This is a genomic window from Candidatus Nitrosotenuis cloacae, from assembly GCF_000955905.1.
Classification (GTDB): Archaea; Thermoproteota; Nitrososphaeria; order Nitrososphaerales; family Nitrosopumilaceae; genus Nitrosotenuis; species Nitrosotenuis cloacae.
The window spans coordinates 54,877-71,662 of the sequence record NZ_CP011097.1 but is presented as its reverse complement, the minus strand read 5'-3'; the positions used below and the strand labels follow the sequence as shown (position 1 = coordinate 71,662).

Sequence of the window (16,786 nt, the reverse complement as noted above, 5' to 3'; positions counted from 1 at the left end):
ATATGACTCATGTTTGTACTCACTAATTATGCACGAGTCATGACCGTATTTATGAAAAACGGAACTTTTTTGAGCAAACTAGTTCCAAAATGGCAGATTTAGGAGTCTTGTACAGAACTCAGTGTGATCGGCTTGGCAAACAATGTTCTGTACTTTACCTTGACCTGAGTATTCTCTGAGGCTTGAGCATCTGGAATCAGACCAGTATCTGATTCTAGTGATACGTGCCAGTTACCAACAATTGGATCCACTGATGTGATGCTGAATCTCTCCAACGGACTGTCTTGGCCGGAATATCTAACTCTGAAGATTTGGCCGTTTATCTCGATGCTTTCTGCATTTCCTCTCTTGCCCAGTGTGGAGTGATTAACCAAGCAAGAATCAGTGCTACCAATCACACACTTGCCATCTGGCGATACAACTCTATAGTGTGTGGTTGGGTTTGCATCAGAAGAGTACAGTAAGCCTGCTCTAGCAACTATTTTTTGCTGTTCATCTGTTATGGATTGGACATTTATCACATCAGAGATCGGATATGATTTTGTGGACTCGAATGTGTTGACCATTGTGGATGTAGTGTCTATTTGCTTGTCATACAGGTTTAGTCTTGCCTTGATGTCATAGCTTGTTTGTGAGTCTAGTTCTGGAACATCCCAGATGAGATCAATTGCGGTTATGCCCTTGAAGACATATTCTGTTGATGTATGAACTGTCTTGCCATTTACAATCAATGATACTGAGCCAAATAATGGCTTGCCTTCATTGTACACATATGCTGATGGTCTGAGCACAGATCCCTGTGACTTTGCAGTTGGGGTATCCAATTCCAGTCTTGCATCTAGTGGGTAGGTTGGCTTTACTCCCAAATAGTATTTCTCAGAGGCTTGGATCTTTTCTTCTTGGTTTACCACATGTATCCAGTATATGATGGCAGGGGCTTGCAGGAATGATGTTGGTAGTTCTGCAGAGACAAAGTATGTGTTTGGAACACCAGTTAGTGGTGCAATATCCATCTTTACTGCTGCGTAATCAGTATAGTTGTTGCCGCCAGTTACCACTCGAAGCTCTGCACGTCTTAGATCTGTTTGTGAGTCAACTATTCCGGTTACCTTGACTAGCTCGTTGCCTTGGATGAATTGGTTTACTGCTGTTGCAGAGACTGGTTTGTTGTTTCCTACTTGGAATTTAATATCAAATATGTTCGGTCTTCCCTCTTCGATTATGGTGTCTATTCGGATTTTCTCCAAGTCGGTCATCGGGTTGATGATTATTGTTTCAGAGCAGCCATAGACATTTACCAGATATGATGCGGATGTTGCAATTCTGCCATTTACCTGCTCTGCTGTGATTACAAAGTACTTGAGATCCTTGGTGAGCGGTGCCTCGTATATGTACCTGCTTACTTGGAGTATCTTGTTGTGTTCTAGATATGGTTGGTCTTTTGCAAGTGTTGCGGAATATATCTCTCTGTCTGGTGTTCTGATCTTTACGTGTGGTGGAGGAGCCTCTGAGCCATAGACCCCAGCAATTATTCTGACCATATTCTTATCACAGGTGTCATACGTTGCTTGGTACAGGATGATTGGGTTTGCAACGGTTCCTGGTGCACCTACTGTACCGGTTGCAACTCCAGCAATTGATCCGCTACCACCTCTTCCACCAGAATCACCAGCAGAAGCACCAGGACCTGCACTTGGTGTTGAACTTGATTTTGGAGTAGATGCAAGACTGAATCTGCTAAAGTGTTGTGCTTTTACTTCTATATCACAGCTGTTTGCATCTGATGATGAAGGAGTTGTAGTAGAAACAATGTTTGTTGCGTCCCATCTGTTTGTAGCAGTGTTAAACGAGTATGTAGTCATAACTGGACAGCCGTTACTATCAGATATTACGTTTGTAGATTTTGCTACACGTAGTTTCAATGTTGCTGTTTGTGATTTTACGTTGTTTGTATCGCCCCAATTAAATCCGACGCCATCCGCTTCGTATTTGTATTTTACCTCTACGAACAAGTTTATGTTGGTCTGGTTGATTCCAGTTTTTCCTATTGACGATGGGACATCTGAGTTTGTCTCTACTACAAACCAGTCATTCTTTGCTGTGCCTACAGATGTCTTGCCGTCTAGCGATTCAATGCTTAGCTCTCTTAGGCCACCGTATGATGGAATTAATGATGTCTCTACCGGAATGATCACCTTCTGTCCTGGAGTGATTTTGTCTACTGGCGGTGTGACTATGTGTTGTGGTAAGCTTGCTGAAGGCGCAGTTACAAATGTTGGCAAGACTGAGGTTGTGTTTGAAGATGTTGGCATTGAGTAATTCAGTACGCCTAATGTATTTACGATTGTGTTTGGATTTGTTTGTGATGTGAAGGATGTGCTTAATCTTATTGATGCTTGTTTTAAGATAGCATTATCGGTTTGTGATTGTGAAGTAGCATTTCCAACAGATATGATATGAGGTAGCTGATTAACTGCATTCATTGTATTAGTTGATGTTTGGTTTACTATGGCTGCGGCAAATGAGCTGGTCCAAGTATTGTATGTAGTTGCATTTAGTGATGGAGCTTCCGTAATCACTGTTGGAGGTATCAGGGAAAGATTAGTGGATTGAGTTGCGACTCTGAACATTGATGTACCATTAAGATTAGTGGAGTGTACTTCCTGTGCAGTACTATTACCAAGTACATTGTATCCTGCAGGCACTGTAGTCATTGTTATGGAGTAGGTACCAAATGTAAATGAAGTAAAGGCAATTCTTCCTACTGTTGCATCATTATCATTTGCGCCATTATCAACTACTACTAATGAAGATCCTCCCAGTGGATTTGGAGATATTGTGTATGATGCACCACCTATGAGTGCATCAGAAATATCACGTGCTTCAGCTCGCAGTCCTCCCTTGAATAGGATTGAATCCGTTATGCTGAGGTTCTCTGTGAGTGACTTGGTGACAGTGACCACAACCTGATCTCTCATGCCTAGTCGTTCAGTGAATGATAATGTTGTAGTCTTGGTGATAATATCAGTAACGCCTAAGCTTTCTGTGAGTGATCGTGTTGATTTCTTTGCTGTGTTATCAGTCAATCCCAATAGCTCTAGGAGTACCTTGGTGGTGGATCTAGTAGTAGTGTCTGTCATTCCGAGGTTTTCTGTTAGAGACTTTTTCTTGGCAGCGGTTGCTGTTACGGTGTCTGTGATTCCGAGGTTGTCTGTGAGTGATTGTGTTCTGGTGGTAGCGATAGTGTCAAGGATGCCGCGGTTCTCTGTGAGTGATGGTGTTCTGGTGGTAGCGATAGTGTCAAGGATGCCGCGGTTCTCTGTGAGTGATGGTGTTCTGGTGGTAGCGATAGTGTCAAGGATGCCGCGGTTCTCTGTGAGTGATGGTGTTCTGGTGGTAGCGATAGTGTCAAGGATGCCGCGGTTCTCTGTGAGTGATGGTGTTCTGGTGGTAGCGATAGTGTCAAGGATGCCGCGGTTCTCTGTGAGTGATGGTGTTCTGGTGGTAGCGATAGTGTCAAGGATGCCGCGGTTCTCTGTGAGTGATGGTGTTCTGGTGGTAGCGATAGTGTCAAGGATGCCGCGGTTCTCTGTGAGTGATGGTGTTCTGGTGGTAGCGATAGTGTCAAGGATGCCGCGGTTCTCTGTGAGTGATGGTGTTCTGGTGGTAGCGATAGTGTCAAGGATGCCGCGGTTCTCTGTGAGTGATGGTGTTCTGGTGGTAGCGATAGTGTCAAGGATGCCGCGGTTCTCTGTGAGTGATGGTGTTCTGGTGGTAGCGATAGTGTCAAGGATGCCGCGGTTCTCTGTGAGTGATGGTGTTCTGGTGGTAGCGATAGTGTCAAGGATGCCGCGGTTCTCTGTGAGTGATGGTGTTCTGGTGGTAGCGATAGTGTCAAGGATGCCGCGGTTCTCTGTGAGTGATGGTGTTCTGGTGGTAGCGATAGTGTCAAGGATGCCGCGGTTCTCTGTGAGTGATGGTGTTCTGGTGGTAGCGATAGTGTCAAGGATGCCGCGGTTCTCTGTGAGTGATGGTGTTCTGGTGGTAGCGATAGTGTCAAGGATGCCGCGGTTCTCTGTGAGTGATGGTGTTCTGGTGGTAGCGATAGTGTCAAGGATGCCGCGGTTCTCTGTGAGTGATGGTGTTCTGGTGGTAGCGATAGTGTCAAGGATGCCGCGGTTCTCTGTGAGTGATGGTGTTCTGGTGGTAGCGATAGTGTCAAGGATGCCGCGGTTCTCTGTGAGTGATGGTGTTCTGGTGGTAGCGATAGTGTCAAGGATGCCGCGGTTCTCTGTGAGTGATGGTGTTCTGGTGGTAGCGATAGTGTCAAGGATGCCGCGGTTCTCTGTGAGTGATGGTGTTCTGGTGGTAGCGATAGTGTCAAGGATGCCGCGGTTCTCTGTGAGTGATGGTGTTCTGGTGGTAGCGATAGTGTCAAGGATGCCGCGGTTCTCTGTGAGTGATGGTGTTCTGGTGGTAGCGATAGTGTCAAGGATGCCGCGGTTCTCTGTGAGTGATGGTGTTCTGGTGGTAGCGATAGTGTCAAGGATGCCGCGGTTCTCTGTGAGTGATGGTGTTCTGGTGGTAGCGATAGTGTCAAGGATGCCGCGGTTCTCTGTGAGTGATGGTGTTCTGGTGGTAGCGATAGTGTCAAGGATGCCGCGGTTCTCTGTGAGTGATGGTGTTCTGGTGGTAGCGATAGTGTCAAGGATGCCGCGGTTCTCTGTGAGTGATGGTGTTCTGGTGGTAGCGATAGTGTCAAGGATGCCGCGGTTCTCTGTGAGTGATGGTGTTCTGGTGGTAGCGATAGTGTCAAGGATGCCGCGGTTCTCTGTGAGTGATGGTGTTCTGGTGGTAGCGATAGTGTCAAGGATGCCGCGGTTCTCTGTGAGTGATGGTGTTCTGGTGGTAGCGATAGTGTCAAGGATGCCGCGGTTCTCTGTGAGTGATGGTGTTCTGGTGGTAGCGATAGTGTCAAGGATGCCGCGGTTCTCTGTGAGTGATGGTGTTCTGGTGGTAGCGATAGTGTCAAGGATGCCGCGGTTCTCTGTGAGTGATGGTGTTCTGGTGGTAGCGATAGTGTCAAGGATGCCGCGGTTCTCTGTGAGTGATGGTGTTCTGGTGGTAGCGATAGTGTCAAGGATGCCGCGGTTCTCTGTGAGTGATGGTGTTCTGGTGGTAGCGATAGTGTCAAGGATGCCGCGGTTCTCTGTGAGTGATGGTGTTCTGGTGGTAGCGATAGTGTCAAGGATGCCGCGGTTCTCTGTGAGTGATTGTGTGCTGGTGGTAGCGACAGTGTCAAGGCTGCCGAGGTTCTCTGTGAGTGATTGTGTTCTTGCAGAGGTTGCTGTTATGGTGTCTGTCATTCCTAGGTTCTCTGTTAGAGTCTGTAAGCGAGTAGCTTGTGCAGCTACAACTTCAGCAGTAAGTCCAAAGTTTTCTGTAAGATGTATCGAAATTGATTTGGTTATGGTGTCTGTCATTCCGAGGTTCTCTGTGAGTGATTGTGTTCTGGTGGTAGCGACAGTGTCAAGGATGCCGAGGTTCTCTGTGAGTGATTGTGTTCAGGTGGTAGCTACTTGATCTGTCATTCCGAGGTTCTTTGTGAGTGATTGTGTTCAGGTGGTAGCTACTTGATCTGTCATTCCGAGGTTCTTTGTGAGTGATTGTGTTCAGGTGGTAGCTACTTGATCTGTCATTCCGAGGTTCTTTGTGAGTGATTGTGTTCAGGTGGTAGCTACTTGATCTGTCATTCCGAGGTTCTTTGTGAGTGATTGTGTTCAGGTGGTAGCTACTTGATCTGTCATTCCGAGGTTCTTTGTGAGTGATTGTGTTCAGGTGGTAGCTACTTGATCTGTCATTCCGAGGTTCTTTGTGAGTGATTGTGTTCAGGTGGTAGCTACTTGATCTGTCATTCCGAGGTTCTTTGTGAGTGATTGTGTTCAGGTGGTAGCTACTTGATCTGTCATTCCGAGGTTCTTTGTGAGTGATTGTGTTCAGGTGGTAGCTACTTGATCTGTCATTCCGAGGTTCTTTGTGAGTGATTGTGTTCAGGTGGTAGCTACTTGATCTGTCATTCCGAGGTTCTTTGTGAGTGATTGTGTTCAGGTGGTAGCTACTTGATCTGTCATTCCGAGGTTCTTTGTGAGTGATTGTGTTCAGGTGGTAGCTACTTGATCTGTCATTCCGAGGTTCTTTGTGAGTGATTGTGTTCAGGTGGTAGCTACTTGATCTGTCATTCCGAGGTTCTTTGTGAGTGATTGTGTTCAGGTGGTAGCTACTTGATCTGTCATTCCGAGGTTCTTTGTGAGTGATTGTGTTCAGGTGGTAGCTACTTGATCTGTCATTCCGAGGTTCTTTGTGAGTGATTGTGTTCAGGTGGTAGCTACTTGATCTGTCATTCCGAGGTTCTTTGTGAGTGATTGTGTTCAGGTGGTAGCTACTTGATCTGTCATTCCGAGGTTCTTTGTGAGTGATTGTGTTCAGGTGGTAGCTACTTGATCTGTCATTCCGAGGTTCTTTGTGAGTGATTGTGTTCAGGTGGTAGCTACTTGATCTGTCATTCCGAGGTTCTTTGTGAGTGATTGTGTTCAGGTGGTAGCTACTTGATCTGTCATTCCGAGGTTCTTTGTGAGTGATTGTGTTCAGGTGGTAGCTACTTGATCTGTCATTCCGAGGTTCTTTGTGAGTGATTGTGTTCAGGTGGTAGCTACTTGATCTGTCATTCCGAGGTTCTTTGTGAGTGATTGTGTTCAGGTGGTAGCTACTTGATCTGTCATTCCGAGGTTCTTTGTGAGTGATTGTGTTCAGGTGGTAGCTACTTGATCTGTCATTCCGAGGTTCTTTGTGAGTGATTGTGTTCAGGTGGTAGCTACTTGATCTGTCATTCCGAGGTTCTTTGTGAGTGATTGTGTTCAGGTGGTAGCTACTTGATCTGTCATTCCGAGGTTCTTTGTGAGTGATTGTGTTCAGGTGGTAGCTACTTGATCTGTCATTCCGAGGTTCTTTGTGAGTGATTGTGTTCAGGTGGTAGCTACTTGATCTGTCATTCCGAGGTTCTTTGTGAGTGATTGTGTTCAGGTGGTAGCTACTTGATCTGTCATTCCGAGGTTCTTTGTGAGTGATTGTGTTCAGGTGGTAGCTACTTGATCTGTCATTCCGAGGTTCTTTGTGAGTGATTGTGTTCAGGTGGTAGCTACTTGATCTGTCATTCCGAGGTTCTTTGTGAGTGATTGTGTTCAGGTGGTAGCTACTTGATCTGTCATTCCGAGGTTCTTTGTGAGTGATTGTGTTCAGGTGGTAGCTACTTGATCTGTCATTCCGAGGTTCTTTGTGAGTGATTGTGTTCAGGTGGTAGCTACTTGATCTGTCATTCCGAGGTTCTTTGTGAGTGATTGTGTTCAGGTGGTAGCTACTTGATCTGTCATTCCGAGGTTCTTTGTGAGTGATTGTGTTCAGGTGGTAGCTACTTGATCTGTCATTCCGAGGTTCTTTGTGAGTGATTGTGTTCAGGTGGTAGCTACTTGATCTGTCATTCCGAGGTTCTTTGTGAGTGATTGTGTTCAGGTGGTAGCTACTTGATCTGTCATTCCGAGGTTCTTTGTGAGTGATTGTGTTCAGGTGGTAGCTACTTGATCTGTCATTCCGAGGTTCTTTGTGAGTGATTGTGTTCAGGTGGTAGCTACTTGATCTGTCATTCCGAGGTTCTTTGTGAGTGATTGTGTTCAGGTGGTAGCTACTTGATCTGTCATTCCGAGGTTCTTTGTGAGTGATTGTGTTCAGGTGGTAGCTACTTGATCTGTCATTCCGAGGTTCTTTGTGAGTGATTGTGTTCAGGTGGTAGCTACTTGATCTGTCATTCCGAGGTTCTTTGTGAGTGATTGTGTTCAGGTGGTAGCTACTTGATCTGTCATTCCGAGGTTCTTTGTGAGTGATTGTGTTCAGGTGGTAGCTACTTGATCTGTCATTCCGAGGTTCTTTGTGAGTGATTGTGTTCAGGTGGTAGCTACTTGATCTGTCATTCCGAGGTTCTTTGTGAGTGATTGTGTTCAGGTGGTAGCTACTTGATCTGTCATTCCGAGGTTCTTTGTGAGTGATTGTGTTCAGGTGGTAGCTACTTGATCTGTCATTCCGAGGTTCTTTGTGAGTGATTGTGTTCAGGTGGTAGCTACTTGATCTGTCATTCCGAGGTTCTTTGTGAGTGATTGTGTTCAGGTGGTAGCTACTTGATCTGTCATTCCGAGGTTCTTTGTGAGTGATTGTGTTCAGGTGGTAGCTACTTGATCTGTCATTCCGAGGTTCTTTGTGAGTGATTGTGTTCAGGTGGTAGCTACTTGATCTGTCATTCCGAGGTTCTTTGTGAGTGATTGTGTTCAGGTGGTAGCTACTTGATCTGTCATTCCGAGGTTCTTTGTGAGTGATTGTGTTCAGGTGGTAGCTACTTGATCTGTCATTCCGAGGTTCTTTGTGAGTGATTGTGTTCAGGTGGTAGCTACTTGATCTGTCATTCCGAGGTTCTTTGTGAGTGATTGTGTTCAGGTGGTAGCTACTTGATCTGTCATTCCGAGGTTCTTTGTGAGTGATTGTGTTCAGGTGGTAGCTACTTGATCTGTCATTCCGAGGTTCTTTGTGAGTGATTGTGTTCAGGTGGTAGCTACTTGATCTGTCATTCCGAGGTTCTTTGTGAGTGATTGTGTTCAGGTGGTAGCTACTTGATCTGTCATTCCGAGGTTCTTTGTGAGTGATTGTGTTCAGGTGGTAGCTACTTGATCTGTCATTCCGAGGTTCTTTGTGAGTGATTGTGTTCAGGTGGTAGCTACTTGATCTGTCATTCCGAGGTTCTTTGTGAGTGATTGTGTTCAGGTGGTAGCTACTTGATCTGTCATTCCGAGGTTCTTTGTGAGTGATTGTGTTCAGGTGGTAGCTACTTGATCTGTCATTCCGAGGTTCTTTGTGAGTGATTGTGTTCAGGTGGTAGCTACTTGATCTGTCATTCCGAGGTTCTTTGTGAGTGATTGTGTTCAGGTGGTAGCTACTTGATCTGTCATTCCGAGGTTCTTTGTGAGTGATTGTGTTCAGGTGGTAGCTACTTGATCTGTCATTCCGAGGTTCTTTGTGAGTGATTGTGTTCAGGTGGTAGCTACTTGATCTGTCATTCCGAGGTTCTTTGTGAGTGATTGTGTTCAGGTGGTAGCTACTTGATCTGTCATTCCGAGGTTCTTTGTGAGTGATTGTGTTCAGGTGGTAGCTACTTGATCTGTCATTCCGAGGTTCTTTGTGAGTGATTGTGTTCAGGTGGTAGCTACTTGATCTGTCATTCCGAGGTTCTTTGTGAGTGATTGTGTTCAGGTGGTAGCTACTTGATCTGTCATTCCGAGGTTCTTTGTGAGTGATTGTGTTCAGGTGGTAGCTACTTGATCTGTCATTCCGAGGTTCTTTGTGAGTGATTGTGTTCAGGTGGTAGCTACTTGATCTGTCATTCCGAGGTTCTTTGTGAGTGATTGTGTTCAGGTGGTAGCTACTTGATCTGTCATTCCGAGGTTCTTTGTGAGTGATTGTGTTCAGGTGGTAGCTACTTGATCTGTCATTCCGAGGTTCTTTGTGAGTGATTGTGTTCAGGTGGTAGCTACTTGATCTGTCATTCCGAGGTTCTTTGTGAGTGATTGTGTTCAGGTGGTAGCTACTTGATCTGTCATTCCGAGGTTCTTTGTGAGTGATTGTGTTCAGGTGGTAGCTACTTGATCTGTCATTCCGAGGTTATCTGAGAGTGATTGTGTTCTGGGGGTAGCGACAGTGTCAAGGCTGCCGAGGTTCTCTGTGCGTGATTGTGTTCTGGTGGGAGCGACAGTGTCAAGGACGCCGAGGTTCTCTGTGAGTGAAACTGTGATGGTATTAGATATGTTATCAAGCACTCCCAAGTTCTCTGTTAGAGCCTTTAGGTCGAGACGGTTCTTTGGCACCAATGATATGACAAAGAGTTGTCTGTCTTCTGCTGAACGGCCAGATGTTGCTGCCTCTGTTGATGCATCGAGGTCTATTGTGTGGGTGTCAACAGACAGATTTGCTACTGCTTGGTATTGCAGTGGAAGCTCATCCGTTCCAGCCCACGAGTCCCCTTGCTGGTAGCTGTCAGTGGTCTGAGTTGCAGGGCTATCCAGGTTGTTTATTTGCAGTCTGCCCTTGGTGTAGATGCCTGCAGTGTTCATGTCGGTTGCAAATGTACCCATTGCCCACACGTCTGCAGGCCATGCAATGGTTGCAGACAGTGCTTGTACTTCGGTTGCATAGTTGGTTGCGGAACGATCCAGGTTTGCCTCTGTGTAGCTGGCATAGTCTTGCTTGAATTTGTCTAGGTTTATGAGGAATATGGCACTAGACTGATGGGTTCCAATTGTACCTGTGTTAACGGCGCTTTCTACTGTGAATGTGTTCGAGGCAGCACCTAGATTAAAGACTCTGAATGGGGAATGCAGCATTACATCGTTTGTTTGATCTTCCACATCCTGAATGAATTCTGGTTGATCCGATGTTGCTTCGCCGCTTCTTGCAAGTCGGATGTCTATTTGTCTTCCAACTGGTATACCAGTGTGTGTTGCTGTTCCCATTACAAGCCAGTCTTCTCCTGTTATGCTTGGAGCGATTGTGGTACTTGCGCGAGAGCCAAATGTGGTGGATAGTGATGCCGGTGTTGTGTTTGTGACATATTTCCAGTCCTGATCTTCAACTAGATCATCGCTTAGGTTTAGTGCAAACATGGTGATTTGGTCTGCTCCTACGGTATGGGTTCCAGAAAGTGTTCTGAATTGGAGCTTTACATCCTCGCTTGCCACTGCAGTCCACACAGTGAACCAGTGATAGGTGGTTCTTGTAGTGGTTGTTTGTGGCTCTACTACCATTTCGCTACCTGTGAATGCTGTGCTTCCGTGCACTGTTTGGATTCCGAAATTGCCATTGCTATCACTTCCGTCAACTTGTGCGGTTAACACCAAGAGGTATTTTTTGCCAGCAGTAAAGCTAGATGAGCTGATGGTGGCGCCAGAAATGTCAACATAGGATGTGCTGGTGCTTGTTTGTCTGGTTGTCTGCTCTACATATGCATGCTGAGTTTGAGTGAGACAGATTTCACAGATTCTGGTGTCAACTATTCCGAGGTTCTCTGTGAGTGATTGTGTTCTGGTGACAGTCATGGTGTCAAGGATACCAAGGTTTTCTTGTAAGAGCACTGCACGTTGTTGCTCTGCAGTTGCAGTCATTCCTAGATTCTCTGTGAGTAACTTTACTCCTGTAGTAGCTGCTTGAGATGTCATTCCCAAGTTTTCTGTGAGTGAGATTGTAGCTGAGTTTCTTGTAGCACTAGTTATGCCAAGGTTTTCTGTGAATGAGATTAGATATTTAGATACAGAAGCTACGGATACGTCTGTAACTCCTAGATTTTCAGTTATTGATCTAGTAGAAGATCTTATTGTGTTATCTGTCATTCCTAGATTCTCTGTGAGTAACTTTACTCCTGTAGTAGCTGCTTGAGATGTCATTCCTAAGTTTTCTGTGAGTGATTGTTTCTTGGCAATATCAGTTTGAGATGTAATTCCCAAGTTCTCTGTAAAGGATTTTGAAAATGTTCCAGTAGTAGTGCCAGTTACTCCCAAGTTCTCTGTTAGAGCCTTTAGGTTGAGACGGTTCTTTGGCACCAATGATATGACAAAGAGTTGTCTGTCTTCTGCTGAACGGCCAGATGTTGCTGCCTCTGTTGATGCATCGAGGTCTATTGTGTGGGTGCCAACAGACAGATTTGCTACTGCTTGGTATTGCAGTGGAAGCTCATCCGTTCCGACCCACGAGTCCCCTTGCTGGTAGCTGTCAGTGGTCTGAGTTGCAGGGCTATCCAGGTTGTTTATTTGCAGTCTGCCCTTGGTGTAGATGCCTGCAGTGTTCATGTCGGTTGCAAATGTACCCATTGCCCACACGTCTGCAGGACATGCAATGGTTGCAGACAGTGTTTGTACTTCGGTTGCATAGTTGGTTGCGGAAAGATCCAGGTTTGCCTCTGTGTAGCTGGAATAGTCTTGCTTGAATTTGTCTAGGTTTATGAGGAATATGGCACTAGACTGATGGGTTCCACTGCTTCCGCCAACTGATGCACTTTCTACTGTGAATGTGTTTGAGGCGCTACCCAGATTGAATACCCTGAATGGGGAGTGGAGCATTATATCGTTTGTAAGGTCTTCTGTTTCTTGTCTAAAGTCCGGCTGGCTTGATGTTGCCTCTCCGCTTCTTGCAAGTCTGATGTTAAGATCATCACCACTTGCAAATCCGGTGTGGGTTGCAGTTCCCATGACTAGCCAGTCTTCACCCGGAGTGCTTGGGGTAATTGTGGCACTTGCGCGAGAGCCAAATGTGGTGGATAGTGATGCCGGTGTTGTGTTTGTGACATATTTCCAGTCCTGGTCTTCAACTAGATCATCGCTTAGGTTTAGTGCAAACATGGTGATTTGATCCGCACCAACTGTGTCTGTACCGATTAGTGTCCTGAATTGTAATTTTACATCTTGGCCTGATTCTGCAGTCCATACGGTAAACCAGTGATAGGTGGTTCTTGTAGTGGTTGTTTGTGGTTCGACTATCATCTCACTGCCTGTGAATGCCGTTGCACCATGTACTGCCTGGATTCCAAAGTTGCCATTTACATTATTTCCATCAACTAAGGCAGTAAACACTAAGAGGTATTTTTTGCCAGCAGTAAAGCTAGATGAGCTGATGGTGGCGCCAGAAATGTCAACATAGGATGTGCTGGTACTTGTTTGTCTGGTTGTCTGCTCTACATATGCATGCTGAGTTTGAGTGAGACAGATTTCACAGATTCTGGTGTCAACTATTCCGAGGTTCTCTGTGAGTGAGAGTTTGGATATTCTTGTCGATACTTGATCTGTCATGCCAAGGTTTTCCTGAATGGCTTTGTTTGTCAGCGATGCAGTAGCTGTAGTTGTTATACCTAGTCTTTCTGTGAGTGAAATTAGTGGTGAAGTAGAAATGTTATCTCTGATGCCAAAATTCTCTGTGAGTGATTGTGTTTTGGTAGAGGTTGTTGTTGTTATATCTGTCGTTCCCAAGCTTTCTGTAAGAGTTTTTAGTTTAGTTGAGGCTGAGATTGCATTGGATTCCATGCCAAGGTTTTCTGTGAGTGTTTTTGAAAATGATGATGTTGATGCAAATACATTATCAGTAACGCCTAAGTTCTCTGTGAGTGAACGTGTTCTAGAAACAGTAGTTGTTAGAGTATCTGTCATGCCAAGGTTTTCCGTAACAGATTTGGTTACAGTGATAATTGCATTGTTGGTAATAGTATCAAGGATTCCAAGGTTTTCTGTGAGTGTTTTTCTCTTTGTTGCTAAAACAGCGGTTGTGAATCCAAGATTTTCTGTGAGTCGTTTTGTTGTGGTCTTTATGAGTACATCTGTAATTCCTAGATTTTGTGTCATAGAAGCACTTCTTTGGTATTGGACTCGAAGCTCTATTCCTGTGAATGTGCTTGTGTGTAGAGTTCCATCTCTTGTTTCACTGTTGGCCTTGATTCCCACTGCCCACCAATCACTCACAAGATTGTTTTGTAGGTCAGTATCTGCGCTAGCCCCCAAATCAGATGTTTTATCAGTTCCTGTTGTAGTACTGTTTAAGAGATTTGATGCAAATGTGGTACCGTTTCCAATATCAGTCCAAATTGTTCCAGGAGATGTTATGGTTACAGGGCTTAGCTCCATTGAGTTAATGTCAACACTCCTTCCTCCTCCCGCAACAGCACTGATATCAAAGCGCATTCTGGTATCTTGGATGATTGCATCATCTGGGATGGTCGAGATGTTCCATTCAGTGGCTATACGTGAACATGCAGGACTTGTGGCCGAAGTAGATTGTCTAATTCTGAGAAGCGGTGATCCCACAGCAGATTGCTTGGTAGTTGGGGTAGGACAGCTAGTACCAGTTGCACCAGAGGTTGTTATTAGGATATTAGTGCCAGTAGAGAAGCCAAACACCGGATCAAGGAAGATTGTCTCTCCAGGTTCTGCTACTTGTGCAGAGTCAAGGAATTCAACTACTGTTTCCAGTTTGCCATTTTTGTTTTCAATATGGACTTGTTTGAATTCTTTGTGTGCTTTTGAATAATCAAAGAGCAATGATTTTTTGCCCTCTCGGTTTATCGCAAATTCCTTGGACAAAGATGCCTTGAGTTTGGTTGATTTTTGGGATGATTTGAGCTCTTTTAGTGTGTCTAAATTATCGTCTTTGTCGTTTTTGTTAAGCAGCTTCTTTAGTTGTTTTTTGATCTTCTTTTCTTGCACTTTGGTATCTGTTGCTAGCTGCTCATCGCCAAGATCAATTTCGTCAGTATCAATTCCTTGCATGTGAGAAACGAACCCAATCTTTGTGCTTGTTGCGTTTATGTCCTTGTTGGTATAGTATAGGAATACTTCTAGTGGTTGATCGACTTTCTTACCAAAAATGGTGATGAACTGTGAGTGCTTATTTTCTCGTACTGCATTGATGAACAAGCCTGTGGAGTTTTCTATCTTGGTAACAGAGCAGATTGCATTGTTTACTGGGCTTTCATTCCAGTTAGAACCATCGCTTGACTCCATCACTTTCCAGTAATATTTGTCAATTATGCGAGCAAGATTCTTGTTCATTCTTCCTTGCTCAAATATTGATGCAGAGCAATCTGTTTTATCAAACTTGAATGGAATCTGCATAGAATCCACAACAATGTCTGAGTTTGTTTCTGTTGCAATGCTGTCTACAAACTTATTTGTCGAATTATCATAAACCCATTCTGGAAGACCAAGCTCAACATAACCAGTTCCGTTTGTGAACTCTACTTTGTGGTAGTCTTTTCCTCGCTCATCAATTAGAATTGTTGATTTGGTTTGCTCAGATGCCTGGTTTAGTGTAATTTGCACATGATCCCCAAGTCCAAATGCTTCATCAAATTTGATGGTGCCATTAACATCAGATGATAAGTTTTGTACATCAATGAAAACTTCCATGGATTCGAAAAGAGAGATTGTGATTTCTTGTGGTAGGTTTACAATGTAAAGTTCTTTAATTTCAGAATCCGATAATGCTCTTGGGTAGATCAGGGGCTCTTGGATTGTTCCAGAAAACTTGTTTGTTAGTTGTGATTCACCTCGTAGTGTGGATTGATATGCACCAACAATAATTTCAGAGCCAGAGTTTGCCACTTCTGCAGGGGTCAGAGTGAGCGCACCATCTGAGATTATGATAGAGTCCGGAATTTCCTTTGAATCATGCAAGGTTCCATTGATGTATAGTGAGATCTGTGTGTTGTTGACTACTGCTGTGATCAGAGTGAGGCTGTTTATTTGGTTTCTGCCAAACAAATCTGTCCATCGGATACCATCAAAGACTGTAAATTTGGCAGTGTGACGAGGATCTAGTGCATTGTTAACAGATAGTGCAAATGAGTTTTCTTTTGAGATTACTGTGAGCTCATCTGATGTCTTTTCATATTGTGGAATTATCCATGCAGATACTGTCATTTGTTTGGTTTGGTTTACTGCTTGTGGAGGAATTATGATAATTTCAGTTGCGTTTGTGTTCAGTGTTCCATTGATGTTTGTATTGTTTAGCAAGTTTACTGGTGGTAAGATTACTGGTATTGTTTGGTTTACAATTGATTTAGTCAAAATCAATGGTAAGGTTTGGATGTAGATTTGCATTACTTGTTCTGCTGTAAGATATTTGTCATAGATTTGGACCTGATCTATACTTCCAGAGAATGCGTTTTCTGCTGCATCTATTGCTCGTGTATCTAGTGTTGCGCCAATTACTACATCTGATTCAGAGTTTGATATCTCTGGAACGGCCTGTTGGATTATTCCTGCGTCGTTTAATGATATTGTGTTGGTTGTTTTTGTAGTGCTGGATATGGTGCCGTTTGTGTATATTGCAATGTTGGTTCCATTGAATGTTGCTGCAATGTGTGACCAGTTTTCGCCTATTTGGGTAATGGTCTGAACTTGGTGCCATCGTATGCCATCAAAGACAGAAAAGATTGCTGTTCTCTGTGGAATGAGATTGTTGTTTAGTGTAAGCTCAAAGGCGTTCTCTTTTGATATTATGGTCATTGAAGATGCCGCATTGGAATAATCTGGATTTATCCAGGCGGTAATTGACAGTCCTGTCATATTTGCTGTCTGGGTTCCGTTTGATCGGATAAAACCACCATCTAATGTAATTCCAGTCTGATTTAGCTGAACATCTCCTACAAACTGCGATCCATTGACGATGCTGTTAAAGCTCCATGACTGGGTTGGAGTCTGGATTGTAGAGTTTGTGAATGTGGAATTGGTGATGGTTTGGGTGGCATTGGATGGGACGGTTATGGTGGAATTGGTGATGGTTTGGGTGGCATTGGATGGGACGGTTATGGTGGAATTGGTGATGGTTTGGGTGGCATTGGATGGGACGGTTATGGTGGAATTGGTGATGGTTTGGGTGGCATTTTGTGATTGTGTCTCTATGGATGTGTAATTATTGAACTCCAATGGGCTGAGCTGTGGGTCATTAACTGCCTGAGTGGTAGCATTAACGGATGAATAGACATTAGATGAGCCTAGCTCTGTAGTAGAATTAGAGTAGGGTTCTGCGTGTGCGTAATACGAATCTGCTATAGACAATGGAGTAACGACTGCAGATGAAATTAGTAATAACATGAAAACAGATGATAAAAGCTTTTTATAATCATGAATTTGTGATTTAGGATCTTCGGATCTAA

General features: G+C 44.4%; 3 protein-coding genes. 1 reads left to right on the top strand and 2 read right to left on the bottom strand.

Annotated features, from left to right (window positions below; all coding sequences use genetic code 11):
- Positions 1 to 98 precede the first annotated feature (98 nt).
- The gene (locus tag SU86_RS09545) at positions 99 to 3,140 is read right to left on the bottom strand and encodes a hypothetical protein (protein WP_158507449.1); all 3,042 of its coding nucleotides are present in this window, start codon (positions 3,138 to 3,140) and stop codon (positions 99 to 101) included.
- Here SU86_RS09545 and SU86_RS09540 point away from each other — a divergent pair.
- The gene (locus tag SU86_RS09540) at positions 3,112 to 5,583 is read left to right on the top strand and encodes a hypothetical protein (protein WP_148550685.1); all 2,472 of its coding nucleotides are present in this window, start codon (positions 3,112 to 3,114) and stop codon (positions 5,581 to 5,583) included. The two genes, SU86_RS09545 and SU86_RS09540, sit on opposite strands and share 29 nt — an antisense overlap.
- A 4,139-nt stretch (positions 5,584 to 9,722) precedes the next feature.
- On the opposite strand, the gene SU86_RS00325 is transcribed toward SU86_RS09540, so the two are convergent.
- The gene (locus tag SU86_RS00325; RefSeq protein WP_148550683.1) at positions 9,723 to 16,724 is read right to left on the bottom strand and encodes a laminin G domain-containing protein; all 7,002 of its coding nucleotides are present in this window, start codon (positions 16,722 to 16,724) and stop codon (positions 9,723 to 9,725) included.
- Positions 16,725 to 16,786 lie beyond the last annotated feature (62 nt).

Bases quoted from the DNA above. Each gene is read 5' to 3' on its own strand.
- SU86_RS00325 (WP_148550683.1), bottom strand. From the start codon at position 16,724: ATGTTATTACTAATTTCATCTGCAGTCGTTACTCCATTGTCTATAGCA.
- SU86_RS09545 (WP_158507449.1), bottom strand. From the start codon at position 3,140: ATGACAGACACTACTACTAGATCCACCACCAAGGTACTCCTAGAGCTA.